This window comes from Mesorhizobium sp. M0768 (genome assembly GCF_040320195.1).
In the GTDB taxonomy this organism is placed as follows: domain Bacteria; phylum Pseudomonadota; class Alphaproteobacteria; order Rhizobiales; family Rhizobiaceae; genus Mesorhizobium.
In genome coordinates, this window is sequence record NZ_JAMYPD010000026.1 from 19,388 (window position 1) to 32,724 (window position 13,337).

At 59.4% G+C, this 13,337-nt stretch carries 10 protein-coding genes and 3 pseudogenes; 12 read left to right on the top strand and 1 reads right to left on the bottom strand.

The annotated features are described in order from the left end of the window. The first annotated feature begins 17 nt into the window (after positions 1–17). The 11 genes and pseudogenes from NKI08_RS26135 to NKI08_RS26185 form a co-directional block, all read left to right on the top strand. Positions 18–1,130, top strand: coding sequence for an S-(hydroxymethyl)glutathione dehydrogenase/class III alcohol dehydrogenase (locus tag NKI08_RS26135; RefSeq protein WP_352773306.1), 1,113 nt, complete (start codon positions 18–20; stop codon positions 1,128–1,130). 45 nt (positions 1,131–1,175) lie between these two features. Continuing rightward, the gene (gene gfa, locus NKI08_RS26140) at positions 1,176–1,745 is read left to right on the top strand and encodes an S-(hydroxymethyl)glutathione synthase (RefSeq protein WP_352773309.1); all 570 of its coding nucleotides are present in this window, start codon (positions 1,176–1,178) and stop codon (positions 1,743–1,745) included. 325 nt (positions 1,746–2,070) lie between these two features. After that, positions 2,071–3,196, top strand: a pseudogene (gene glyA / locus NKI08_RS26145) (serine hydroxymethyltransferase); the annotation flags it as partial. A gap of 110 nt (positions 3,197–3,306) precedes the next feature. Next, positions 3,307–3,927 (top strand): response regulator transcription factor, encoded by a 621-nt coding sequence (locus NKI08_RS26150; protein WP_352773312.1) that lies wholly within the window; start codon positions 3,307–3,309, stop codon positions 3,925–3,927. 672 nt (positions 3,928–4,599) lie between these two features. Next, positions 4,600–5,790, top strand: coding sequence for an aminotransferase class V-fold PLP-dependent enzyme (locus NKI08_RS26155; protein WP_352773315.1), 1,191 nt, complete (start codon positions 4,600–4,602; stop codon positions 5,788–5,790). Between the two features lie 24 nt (positions 5,791–5,814). Beyond that, on the top strand, positions 5,815–6,780 hold the full coding sequence (locus NKI08_RS26160) for an HpcH/HpaI aldolase/citrate lyase family protein (RefSeq protein WP_352773318.1): 966 nt from the start codon (positions 5,815–5,817) through the stop codon (positions 6,778–6,780). A 13-nt stretch (positions 6,781–6,793) separates the two neighbouring features. Further along, positions 6,794–7,978, top strand: coding sequence for a malate--CoA ligase subunit beta (locus tag NKI08_RS26165; protein WP_352773321.1), 1,185 nt, complete (start codon positions 6,794–6,796; stop codon positions 7,976–7,978). Between the two features lie 12 nt (positions 7,979–7,990). Further along, on the top strand, positions 7,991–8,890 hold the full coding sequence (gene sucD, locus NKI08_RS26170; protein WP_352773324.1) for a succinate--CoA ligase subunit alpha: 900 nt from the start codon (positions 7,991–7,993) through the stop codon (positions 8,888–8,890). A 66-nt stretch (positions 8,891–8,956) separates the two neighbouring features. Continuing rightward, positions 8,957–9,925: a 2-hydroxyacid dehydrogenase gene (locus NKI08_RS26175; RefSeq protein WP_352773327.1), complete on the top strand. Its 969-nt coding sequence runs from the start codon at positions 8,957–8,959 to the stop codon at positions 9,923–9,925. 153 nt (positions 9,926–10,078) lie between these two features. After that, a pseudogene (locus NKI08_RS26180) lies at positions 10,079–10,610 on the top strand (DUF4147 domain-containing protein). Between the two features lie 44 nt (positions 10,611–10,654). Further along, positions 10,655–10,858 (top strand): annotated as a pseudogene (locus NKI08_RS26185) (transposase family protein); the annotation flags it as partial. Between the two features lie 190 nt (positions 10,859–11,048). On the opposite strand, the gene NKI08_RS26190 reads toward NKI08_RS26185, so the two are convergent. Next, on the bottom strand, positions 11,049–11,336 hold the full coding sequence (locus NKI08_RS26190) for a transposase (RefSeq protein WP_352773330.1): 288 nt from the start codon (positions 11,334–11,336) through the stop codon (positions 11,049–11,051). Positions 11,337–11,759: 423 nt separating this feature from the next. Here NKI08_RS26190 and NKI08_RS26195 point away from each other — a divergent pair, with 423 nt between their 5' ends. Beyond that, complete coding sequence (locus NKI08_RS26195; protein WP_352773333.1) at positions 11,760–12,800, top strand: L-histidine N(alpha)-methyltransferase; 1,041 nt, start codon at positions 11,760–11,762, stop codon at positions 12,798–12,800. Positions 12,801–13,337: the final 537 nt, after the last annotated feature.

Below are 13,337 nucleotides of genomic sequence, written 5' to 3' on the forward strand. Positions count from 1 at the left end.
TTCAAGAAGGTGCCAACATGAAAACCAGAGCTGCAGTCGCCTGGGAGGCGAATAAACCCCTATCCATCGAGACCATCGAAATAGGCGGCCCGAAGGCCGGCGAAGTGCTGGTGGAGGTCATGGCGACAGGCGTCTGCCATACCGATGCCTACACCCTTGCCGGTTTCGATTCCGAAGGCAAGTTTCCCGCTATCCTCGGTCACGAGGGTGCAGGCATCGTTCGTGAAGTAGGCCCTGGCGTCACGATTCTGAGGCCGGGCGACCACGTCATTCCTCTCTACACTCCGGAATGCCGCCAGTGCAAAACCTGCCTCTCGCAGCGTTCCAATCTCTGCACGTCAATCCGGGCCACGCAAGGGATTGGACTTATGCCGGATAAAACGACACGCTTTTCCTGCGATAGTGGCGAGATCTTCCACTATATGGGGTGCTCGACCTTCTCCAACTTCACAGTCCTGCCGGAAATCGCGCTTGCCAAGGTCCGCGAAGACGCGCCTTTCGACAAGATCTGCTACATTGGCTGCGGCGTCACAACGGGCATTGGCGCGGTGATCTACACGGCGAAGGTTCGCCCTGGCTCGAACGTCGTTGTCTTCGGTCTCGGCGGGATTGGCCTCAACGTCATTCAGGGCGCGCGCATGATCGGCGCTGACAAGATCATTGGCGTCGATATCAATCCTGCCAAGGCCGAAATGGCACGCAAGTTCGGCCTGACCGATTTCATCAATCCCATAGAAACCGGCAATGAAAAGGTTGTCCAGGCTATCCAGGAACTGACCGACGGCGGCGCCGATTACTCTTTCGACGCCACTGGCAACGTCAACGTGATGCGCCAGGCACTCGAATGCTGCCATCGCGGATGGGGAGAATCCATCATCATCGGAGTGGCGGAAGCCGGCAAGGAAATTTGCACCCGTCCGTTCCAACTTGTTACCGGCCGCGTCTGGAAAGGCACGGCCTTCGGCGGCGCCCGTGGTCGTACGGATGTGCCGAAGATCGTCGACTGGTACATGGAAGGTAAGATCAACATCGATGACCTGATCACGCACAAGATGCCGCTTGATGAGATCAACACGGCATTCGATCTGATGCACGAAGGCAAGTCGATCCGTTCGGTGATCGTCTATTGATCGCTGACAAGAGACCGTATGTTGCGGTAAAACCAGGAGGAAATCATGAGCGTTCGAATTCTTCATCCTTTGATCCAGAACGGGCTTCACAAGGGCGACAGCAATCATGCCGGCGGCATTCTTGCCTGCACATGCACAGATCGACCTGTTAAGGTGAAAGTCTCAACTGGGATCGCCCACAACCATGCTTGCGGCTGCACAAAGTGCTGGAAGCCAGATGGCGCGACGTTCTCCGTCGTGGCCGTGGCCCCAAGCGAAAGCGTTTCGGTCGTCGAAAACGGCGACAAGCTCGCTGTCGTCGATCCATCTGCCCTTATACAGCGCCACGCATGCAAGGAATGCGGCACGCATATGTACGGTCCGGTAGAACGGGATCATGCCTTTAAGGGTCTGTCCTTCATCCACCCGGAGCTGTTCGACAACGGCAATTGGCCTGAGCCGGGTTTTGCCGCTTTCGTGTCTTCGGTAATCGAAGGCGGTGTCGATCCCTCGGAGATGGATGGCATCCGTAACAAGTTCAAGGATGTTGGACTTGAGCCTTATGACTGTCTTTCGCCGGCGTTGATGGACTACTTGGCGACTTGGACAGCCAAGAAGAATGGAACCCTGCAGTGACATCTTGTGGCACGAATCTTTGCCGTTTCGCGCTTTCTTTGGAATGTCATTCGTCGCCAAAGCCGTTAAATGAGCTCAGAAAGGCAAAATCGTTCGGCGGTTTTCCTCCCATTCCGCTAAACGGTGTTCCCCTCTGAAGGCTTTGACCTTCCTTTGGCCGGGCCGCAATCGAGCCCGGCCTTTTTTGTCGACGGGCTGCTTTGTTCAGATCTGCTGGAACGCGTTTCGGTAACATCGCTGCGAATACAAACCGTCTTGTTTCCGAAAGACTGACCCAGCGGCTAACCGAAACGACCGCATTCTCACAATTAACTGCCAAGCGACACAAGGCTCGGTGCTGACGAACAAGTATGCCGAGGGCTATCCCGGCCGGCGCTACTACGGCGGCTGCCAGTACGTCGACGAGGTCGAAGACCTACACGCGATCGCGGCAAGGCGCTGTTCAACTGTTCCTATGCCAACGTCCAGCCCAATTCCGGCAGCCAGGCGAACCAGTCGGTGTTCATGGCGCTGATGCAGCCGGGCGACACCTTCATGGGGCTTAATCTCGCCGCCGGCGGGAACCTGACCCATGGCTCTCCGGTCAACCAGTCCGGCAAATGGTTCAATGTCGTCTCCTACGGCGTGAGGCCGCAAGACCAGCGGATCGACTATGACGAGGTCCGCGACCTTGCACTCAAGAACCGCCCGAAAGTCATACTTGCCGGCGGCTCGGCCTATCCGCATGATCGACTTCAGGTGTTTCGCGGCATCTGCGACGAGGTCGGCGCCAAGCTGTTCGTCGACATGGCGCATTTTGCCGGTCTCGTCGCCGGCGGCGTCCATCCCAATCCGCTCCAGCATGCGCATGTCGTGACCACCACCACGCACAAGACGCTGCGGGGGCCGCGCGGCGGCATGGTGCTGTCCAACGGCGAGGAGATCGGTAAGAAGATCAACTCATCGGTGTTCCCCGGCCTGCAGGGCGGACCGCTGATGCATGTCATCGCCGCCAAGGCGGTTTCATTTGGCGAGGCGCTGACGCCTGCGTTCAAGAGCTATGCGGCAAACGTCGTCGCCAACGCCAAACGCTGGCCGCAACCATCGCGGCGAGCGGCGTCGACATCGTCTCGGGTGGAACCGACACGCATCTGATGCTTGTTGACCTGCGCCGCAAGCAGCTTACCGGAAAGGCCGTGGAGGCAGCCCCTGGCCGCGCTCACATCACCTGCAACAAAAACGGCATTCCCTTCGATCCGCAAAGCCCCGCTATCACGTCGGGCGTCAGGCTCGGGACGCCCGCCTGCACAACACGCGGCTTTCTTGCCGAGGATTTCCGCCTGGTGGGCCAACTGACGATGAAGGTCGTCGACGGGCTGTCGGTCAACGGAGAAGACGGCAACGCGGCGATCGAGCGGGAGGTTCGCGAGGAGGGCGGCGCGCTGGTGCGCAGATTCCCGATATACGACTGATTTGGGTCGCGTAGAAGCCGCAAGTGATTGCGTGGGGCATGTAGTATGGTGAGCCTCGACGTGCCGGGATTGATGATACGACCATGGCTGAAGTGAACAGATTCAGAGTTATGACCGCGGAGCGGAATCCGCTGGTCCTGGCTGCGCTTGGCGATATGATCAAACGGGATGACCGTTTCGAACTAGTCCTGGGCGTCCAGACCGGCGAGGCGTTCCTGGAGGCGGTATCTGCCGCCACACCCGCTTTCGATGTCGCTGTCATCGGCTGGAAACTGTCCGATATGAATGGCGGCGAGGTCCTGGCCGAGTTGCGGAAGCGCCAGCTTAATCCGCGCATCGTGATCTTTTCAAACGAGCACGACCTTGCGATCCTGAAACAATGCGTGCGTCTCGGTGCGCAAGGCTTCTGCTACCAGTGCGAAGATCCCTGCATCCTGTTCGACACCCTGCTCGTCGTCGCACATGGCCGCATCTGCATCCCCTACATCGATGTCTCGAAAATAAACGATACGCCGCTTTCGAAGCTTACCCCGCGGGAGCGAGAATTGCTTGCAGTCCTGGCTGATGGCTGGACCAATCTGCAGATTGCCACCCGGACCGGCATTTCCGAAAACACCGTCAAGTATCATCTGAAGAACCTCTACGACAAACTTGACGTGCGCAACCGCGCCATGGCCGTGGCGCTTCATGCCAGCGAGAAGAACCCCGGTGCGCAGATGAATTCCCAATAGGCTGCTCGAGACGCCCCTTCGCTCCGCTGCTTTGTTTTGCCACGACGCGCTCGCGTATCGGGCAGAAAACATCTCACCTTGCGACAACAGTTTTCGCGAGGGCACCTGTCTTCCGCAGCGCAGCAGAGGCATTGGTGCGCCGCAGCACAGCCTTTACTTGACAGCATGTCGGTCCGAAACAGGGTTATGGCTGGCGCGCGCCGAGACCCGCAGTGCTTCGCATTTCCATTTAGAATACCAATCAATAGCCGCCTAACCGAAACGGCGGAGCTGGCGTTGGTCTGGAAATGCAGCGGATGCCGCTGCCATTGCGATGGGGTCGGCTGTAGCCGGAATCCATCTGGTGCCACGCCATTGACCTGTTGCCCGGAACGCAATCCCGATTGCCGCAAATCTGCACAAATATCGTGTCTGACCATCGCCATCGCCATGGCCGGCGCCGGCAACGCTTGCGCGTAAGCCTGGTCCGCCGGGTAGGTCCAGCCTATCCGTTCGATCTTTTTCGGCCTCCCCAAGCGGTTTTTTTTCAATGCCGGGCGGTGACATTTTCTATCCGGGCAGGTGTTTTTCTGGCCGCACCAAGAAAATAGTGTTCCTCGTGAGAAAATGGACATTGGCCCGATCCGGGGCCCGATCCGGGTCTTTGCCAAGCCGAGCTGAGGAGAAGCAGTCATGGCCGGATACAATCAACTTTTCGTCCCAGGACCGACCAATGTTCCGGAATCGGTCCGGCAGGCAATGAACGTGTCCATGGAGGACATGCGTTCACCGACCTTCCCTTCATTTACCCTGCCGCTGTTCGAGGACATGAAGAAGGTCTTCAAGAACGAGACCGGCCGTGTCTTCATCTTTCCCTCGTCGGGAACCGGCGGCTGGGAATCGGCGATGACCAACGTGCTCAGTCCGGGCGACAAGGTGCTGATGTCCCGCTTCGGCCAGTTCTCGCATCTGTGGATCGACATGGCTGAACGCTTCGGCACGGACGTTGACGCCATCGATTGCGAATGGGGAACCGGGGTTCCGGTCGAGATTTACGCGGAGCGGCTGCAGGCCGACAAGGCGCACCAGATCAAGGCGGTGTTCTGCACGCATAACGAGACCGCGACCGGCGTCACCAGCGATGTCGCCGCCATCCGCGCGGCGCTCGACGCTGCCGGTCACCCCGCGCTGCTGTTCGTCGACGGCGTGTCGTCGATAGGCTCGATCGATTTCCGTCAGGAAGAGTGGGGTGTCGACTGCGCCGTCAGCGGCTCGCAGAAGGGTTTCATGCTCCCCGCCGGACTGGGCTTCCTGTCCGTCAGCCAGAAGGCGCTTGCGGCAGCCAAGTCCACCAAGCACCATCGCTGCTATTTCTCCTTCGACGACATGATCAAGGCCAACGACACCGGCTACTTTCCCTACACGCCGGCAACCCAGTTGCTGCGCGGCCTGCGCGCCTCGCTCGACCTGATCGCCCAGGAAGGCCTCGAAAACATCTTCGCCCGCCATCACCGGCTGGCCGGGGGCGTGCGCAAGGCCGTCGATGCCTGGGGCCTGCGCCTCTGCGCCAAGGAGCCGAAGTGGCATTCCGACACGGTCAGCGCCGTCCTGGTCCCTGAAGGCATCGACAGCGCCGCTGTCGTTCGGCGGGCCCACCAGGCCTACAACACGTCGCTCGGCGGTGGCCTCAACAAGGTCGCCGGAAAGGTCTTCCGCATCGGCCATCTCGGCTGGCTGAACGAAGTGATGGTCTGCGGCGCGCTGTCGGCCGCCGAAATGGCCTTGCTCGACTGCGAGGTAAAGCTCGCGCCGGGCTCAGGTGTCGGCGCGGCGATCGAGCATTTCCGCCTGTCGGAGAAAACCATGCGCGCCAAAGCGGCATGATCGGTCAATCGGGAGGAAAAGATCATGAGCCATACCATCAACCATCTTCGCAAGCTGCGCCTCCAGCGTAGCGAACTCGCGGTTCCTGGATCGAGCCCTGAAATGATCGACAAGGCGGCCAACAGCGCCGCTGACTTTATCTTTCTCGATATCGAGGACGCCGTCGCCCCGCCCGACAAGGAGCGCGCGCGCAAGAACATCATCCAGGCACTGAACGACATCGACTGGCGCGCCAAGGGCAAGACCGTCTCGGTGCGCATCAACGGCCTCGACACGCATTACATGTATCGCGACGTGGTCGACGTGATTGAACAGGCCGGCGACCGGCTGGACACGATCCTGGTACCGAAAGTCGGCGTCCCAGCCGATCTGTACATGGTCGAGGCCATGGTCAACCAGATCGAGATGGCCAAAGGCTTTCGGACGCGTGTCGGTCTTGAGGCATTGATCGAGACGGCGCTCGGCATGGCCAATGTGGAGGCGATCGCAGCCTTCCCGGGACGGCTGGAGGCGATGCATTTCGGGGTTGCCGATTATGCAGCCAGCTGCAAGGCACGCACCGTCAACATCGGCGGCCTTAACCCAGATTATCCCGGCGACCAGTGGCACGCGGCCTTGTCGCGCATGACGGTCGCCTGCCGGGCCTATGGCCTGCGCGCTATCGACGGTCCGTTCGGTGATTTCTCCGATCCCGACGGCTATATGGCGGCCGCCCGGCGCGCTGCAGCCCTGGGCATGGAAGGCAAGTGGGCGATCCATCCGTCACAGATCGAACTTGCCAACACGGTGTTCTCGCCGCCCGAGAAAGAAGTCGCACGCGCGCGCCGGATCATCGAGGTGCTCAAGGAAGCCGAAGAGCAGGGCAAGGGCGCCGCTGCCCTGGACGGCAAGATGATCGACGCTGCGTCGGAACGGATGGCGCGCAACGTCCTGGTGACGCACGAGGCCATCGAGCGGTCGGTGCAGCCGCGCCCTGTCGCACACGTCTGAGGAGGAACTCGACATGGACATTCACGAATATCAGGCGAAAGAACTGCTCTCGCGCTATTCCGTCCACATTCCCCGCGGCGGTCTGGCATATAGCCCCGAGCAGGCGACATACCGTGCCAGCGAGATCGGTGGCGGCAAATGGGTGGTCAAGGCGCAGATCCATTCCGGTGCTCGCGGCAAGGCCGGTGGTATCCGCATCTGTACGTCCGACCAGGAAGTGTGCGATGCCGCCGAGGCGATGCTGGGCAGAAAGCTGGTGACGCATCAGACCGGGCCGCGCGGCAAGCTTGTGTCGCGGCTCTATGTCGAAGAGACCGTCGACATCCGCCAGGAAATCTATCTCGCTTTTGTCCTCGATCGTAAGGCCGAGCGGGTAATGATCGTCGCCTCTGCGTCCGGCGGCATGGAGATCGAAGAGATCGCCGAAAAGCAGCCTGATTCAATAATTCGCGCGACCGTCGACCCCGGGGCGGGCATGCAGCAGTATCAGGCGCGCGAGATCGCCTTCGGCCTTGGTCTCGAGAACGTCCTGATTGGTAAGGCGACCGAGACCCTGCTCGGCTGCTACCGGGTGTTTCGCGACTACGATGCCTCGATGCTGGAGATCAATCCACTGGTCGTCACGCGTGACGGTAATCTGATGGCGCTGGACGCCAAGATGTCATTCGACGAGAACGCGCTGTTTCGTCGTCCCGAAATCTCCGAATTGCGCGACAAGTCGCAGGAAGATCCGCGCGAAACCTTCGCCAGCGACCGCGGCCTTTCCTATGTCGGCCTCGACGGCAACATCGGCTGCATCATCAACGGCGCCGGGCTGGCCATGGCAACGATGGACATGATCAAGATTGCCGGCGGCGAACCGGCCAACTTCCTCGACATCGGTGGCGGCGCCTCGCCCGAGCGGGTTGCGAAATCGTTCCGCGCGGTTTTGGGCGACAAGAATGTCGAGACCATCCTCGTCAACATCTTCGCCGGCATCAACCGCTGTGACTGGGTGGCCGAAGGCGTCATCAAGGCGATCCGCGAGGTCGGCGTCAACGTTCCGCTCGTCGTGCGGCTGGCCGGCACCAATGTCGAAGAGGGCAAGCGCATCCTGGCCGATTCCGGTGAGGATGTGATCGTCGCCGACACGCTGGCCGAGGCGGCCGAAAAGGTGGTTGCCGCGTGGCAAGCGGTCACGATGAAAAAAGCAGGCTGACGGGAGGAAAATATGGCAATTCTGCTCAATCGGAACACCCGCGTCCTCGTGCAGGGCTTTACCGGCAAGATCGGTAGTTTCCATGCCGAGGACATGAAACGCTACGGCACCAAGGTGGTCGGAGGCGTCACCCCGGGCAAGGGCGGACAGACCCATCTGGGCGTCCCGGTGTTCAACACCATGAAGGGCGCGGTGCGCGAAACCGGAGCCGATGCGAGCATCGTCTTCGTGCCGCCGCCCTTTGCCGCTGACTCGATCATGGAGGCGGCGGATGCCGGCATCAAGTTCTGCGTCTGCATCACCGACGGCATTCCCTCGCAGGACATGATGCGGGTGAAGCGCTACATGCGCCGCTACCGCTACGAAGACCGGCTGCGGCTGATCGGACCCAATTGCGCCGGCATCATCACGCCGGGGCAAGCGTTGATGGGCATCATGCCGGGCAACATCTATCTGCCCGGCCGGGTCGGCATCGTCGGACGTTCTGGCACGCTCGGCTATGAGGCTGCCTCGCAGATGAAGGCGCTTGGCATCGGCGTGTCGACCAGTGTCGGCATTGGTGGCGATCCAATCAACGGTTCGTCCTTCAAGGACATGCTGGAACTGTTCGAGCGGGACGAAGACACGGATGCGGTGGTGATGATCGGCGAAATCGGCGGACCGCAGGAAGCTGAAGCCGCCGAGTGGGCCAAGTGGAACACGAAGAAGCCGCTGATCGCCTACATTGCCGGTCTTTCGGCGCCGAAGGGCAAGCGGATGGGCCATGCCGGCGCGATCATCTCCGCCTTTGGTGAGTCGGCCCAAGAGAAGGTCGAGATCCTGCGCGGCGCCGGCGTCGCCATCGTGCCGACGCCGGCCCAGTTTGGATCGACGGTCGCCAGTGTGCTCGCCGAACATAAGAAAGCCGCCTAACCGTCGGGGTCGCACAATCGGGGTCAGCGCTGGCCGCTGACCCGCCTTCAATCAGCAGGGAATCTCATGAAGCCGCGCATAATTGTGACCCGGCGTTGGCCGGCCGTCGTCGAGCGAATCCTTGCGGAGCGGTTCGACACCACTTTGAACGCCGGCGACATCCCGTTGACACCAACGCAACTCAAGGCAGCTTTCCTGAATTTCGACGCCATCCTGCCGACCGTCAGCGACAAGCTTACCGTCTCGGTCTTTCCCGATGGGGACGTGCGCACCAAGTTGATTGCCAATTTCGGCGTCGGCTTCAGCCATATCGATCTGGAAGCGTCGCGGCAGCGCGGCATCGTCGTGACCAACACGCCGGGCGTGCTGACCGACTGCACGGCCGACATCGCCATCAGCCTGTTGCTTGCCGTTGCCCGTCGCACGGGCGAGGGCGAGCGACAGCTGCGGGCGGGCGAATGGACGGGATGGTGCCCGACCTACATGACCGGAACCCAGGTTTCGGGAAAGATGCTCGGCATTATCGGCATGGGCCGCATCGGCAAGGCGATGGCAAAGCGCGCCCATTTCGGCTTCGACATGAACATCATCTTCTTCAACCGCTCACCGGTCGATGACGACGAGGTCCGGACGATGGGAGCAACCCAGTTGCCGACCATCGAGGACGTTCTGGCGGAATCGGACTTCGTGTCGCTGCATTGCCCCGGCGGGGCTGAAAATCGCCACCTGATCGACGCCAGGCGCATCGGCGCAATGAAGCGCAACGGGTTCCTGATCAATACGGCGCGTGGCGACGTGGTCGATCAGGATGCGCTCATCGATGCGCTCGAAAACCGCTCCATTGCGGGCGCGGGGCTGGATGTCTTCGCCGAAGAGCCTTTGGTTCCCGAAAGGCTGATGCGGCTGGAAAATGCAGTGCTGCTTCCGCATCTCGGCTCCGCTACCGAAGAAACACGCGTAGCGATGGGGATGAAGGCGGTGGAGAACCTGACCGCCTTTATGGAGGGCCGTCCGACGCCGGACAAGGTAGCCTGAAGTGATCACCCAATCCGCCAGCCTGCTCAAGTCTCTTCGGCAGGAAGCGGTGGCGCTGTTTCGCGAGGGCGTGGCCGCGGCCAATCCAGAGCAAGCGGTGGCGGCGGCACTTGTCGAACGCAGTGCCACGCCGAGCAGGCGCCGCGGATCATTCTGGTCGCATTTGGCAAGGCAGCCTGTCCGATGGCGCGGGCCGCCATGCGCTTTGCCCGGGACAGGCTGATGACAGCCATTGCGCTGACGAACCACGAGAATGTTGAACCGGTCGATGGTGTTTATTGCCGGCGGACATCCGATACCTCATAAAGGCAGCATTGCGGGCGCAGCCGCGATCGAACGCGCGGTTTCGCGCGCGCAATACGGCGATCTGGTTCTCGTTTTGGTGAGCGGCGGCGGCTCGGCTCTACTGTGTGCTCCGCCGTCAGGCATTGAGCTCGTCGACAAGATCGCCCTCAACGATGCGCTGATCCGCTCCGGCGCAGATATTAGCGAGATCAACGCCGTCAGGCCGATTTTCTCCCGTCTCAAGGGTGGTCAAATGGCCCGCCTCGCCGGGAAAGCCCGGGTGCTGTCGCCCATCCTGTCCGATGTTCCCGGCGATGACATCGCCACCATGGGGTCGGAACAAGAGCAGTTCGAAATCGTACGTGGCCTTTATCAACCAAAGGCCACAATGTCCTTGTGATGGCTTTTCATGCGATTCTTTCTGCTGATCTGAAGGAGGTGAGAATGCCTGAAATGCTTGCAGCGCTTTCCAGCATTCGGACTGTTGAAGAAATGATCGCGGCCTTCCGGGATGAGCAGCATTGCCGTCGGTTGCTGGAAAGCATGGTGTGGCCGGATGGCCGGATCTGCCCCGCCTGCGGATACAAAGATACAAACGCTCGATTGCGCTTGCCGGTCGCGGTCGAAAAAGCGCGGCCGGCCGAATATCTGCGGCATGACGATGAATTCCGGAACACTGCGCTCGACCTACTGCGCGATCACTACCGGGATTTGACCCGACACTTGCCCGCGAGAAAGTGCTTGAACGGGACCAGGTCGCCATCGGCGCCGAGACGTGCCCAACGGATGGTCATGCCGGAAACCTGGATTTCGCACCGTGGTCGCACCCGCCAGCTAATCAGCCGCGCGGCCGGCGTGACTTGATCTGCACAAGCTCGCCCAGGCAGGTCGCACCATTGGTGGTTCGTACGCGTCCGAGGAGGGCTGCCTCGTGATGCGCCTTGCGCCAGGCAAACAGCAGTGGGGTGGAAATCCCGTGACGCCGCGCTGTCGCGGATGCCTGCCGCGGAGCCGAATAGCTCTCCTCGATGATCCGCAGCTTCTCCCCCTCCGACCAGCGGCGCCCGCGGCCAGTGTCAACAATCTCGAGACGAGTGACTTGGCGACAGTCAGTAGCGATATCCATACCGACAGTCAGCTACACCCTCCGTTCGCCCGGAAGGCCGGCCCTGGAGGAGCGGCGGAAGCGGGAATCATCGTCATAGGTGGCAGCGACCGAGGGTGCGATCACCGCTCCGACGGGCTGCTCCGGGACGATCATCGCTGGCGATTCAGGTCTGGGTTTGCTCGAAATTGCACAGCTCGCGCTGACGTCAGCAATGGACACCTACTGTCGAGTTTGTCGCGTCCGAGACACGGTCGTGTTCGGTGTCGCTCCCAGTGTACTCTCATTTAAAGATTTGAATATCAGGCTGAAAATCCGTTTCTACAGAGTTGGCACGCCTTTTGATGCTCCCATGTCGCAAAGCCGCAGGAGTTGCGGATCGAGATTCATATTGTGGGTGGCAGGGACATCTCCGATTTGGTCTCGTCTTGATGGAGACATATCATGGCCCGACATACTCCAAGCGAGGATACTGCTTCAAGGAAGTATCACATCATCGGCGAAGACGTTCCTGACACCGTTTTATTCGACGGAGACGCATTGGTGTCGTCCCTTTCAGAAACACCCCGCCTCATAAAAAGTGTGTATTACTATGATGACACCGGTTCAGAATTATTTGAGCGCCTTTGCTCGGAGAATACTTACTATTTGTTTATAACGGAAAAAGAGATACTCAACAAGAACGCAAAGGCGATTGCGGGCCTGACGGGCCCTGTTTCTCTTATTGAGCTGGGATCTGGAAACGCGGAAAAAACAGCTCTTTTGGTCAAGGCTTATGTGGAGACTTATGGCCCGACGTCTTACACTGCCATCGACATCAATCACTCGATCTTAGAGAAAGCGGCTGAAAACACCCTTTCATCAACATCGGATTTGACATTCTTAGGGATCGTCGGGACCTACCAAACAGGACTCGTACAGATCAAAGAGCTAAGCGGTCGAAAGCTATTGGTTTCCTTTGGCAGCGCGATTGGGAACTTATACGACGACGAATTGTATTCTCTCCTCGTATCGGCGCGCGCGGCCTTGTCTCCTGGCGACTATTTTCTGGTCGGGATAGATTTAGACAAAGAGACTAAGATCCTGGAAGCAGCCTACAATAATCAAATGGCTATCCTAGGAAATCTCTGCGTCCTACAACATCTGAATTGGCGATTCAGTGGAAACTTTGACCTTTTTCAGTTTCGACACGTGGCATTTCACAACAAATCGCTCCAGCGCGTCGAAGCCCACCTGGAGGCTATGCAGGCCCAATCAATCAATCTCCAAAAACTGAATTTTTCCTTTCAGCTAGAAAAAGGCGAGATGATCAGGACGGAGATCATGCGAAAAGTTGAGCTGCACTCGTTTCATGACATGTTCATTGAGTATGGCTTCCACGCGGTGCAGCATTGGACCGATTCTTACAAGCGATATGCGGTATGCCTGTTTCAACTGTCGGATAAACCGACTGAGTTCGACTCCGAAGCTCCCCTGGCGAGCTAGCCCTTAAGTAGGACATGGAATCGGTCGCTCGAAGCTACTGTCGCTTCTTCCAGCAATGGCGACCGACGGTGCGCTAGTTCTGCTTAGGATGGCCAGTACAGTCTCAGCTTGGGAGTTATCATGTTTGGAAACCGCGACTTTGGGATCGACGTCATTCGTGCCCAACCGGGCACATACGCTTGTGGTATGGGTCTTGGGATCATGCTTCTCGATGAGGTATACCCTGGCTTTCCCGGTGATGTGCGGAACGCAAGTGCGTATCCATTTCCGATCCAATATGACGTAGTCGAAGGTGTTGATATCGACCGACTCGTTTTTCAGGCAGATAAGTCCGCGTGCCTAAAGCCCATACTGCAGGCCGCACGTCGGCTCGAACGTATGGGGTGCCGAGCCATCTCTGCTGAATGCGGTAACTTCGCGTTTTCCAGAAAGAAGTGGCGGCCGAAGTATCGGTGCCCGTATTTATGTCGAGCCTTTTGCAGGTGCCTCTGGCGCAGCGGCTAATCGGAAGCACGAAACGAGTTGGGGTCGTTTGTG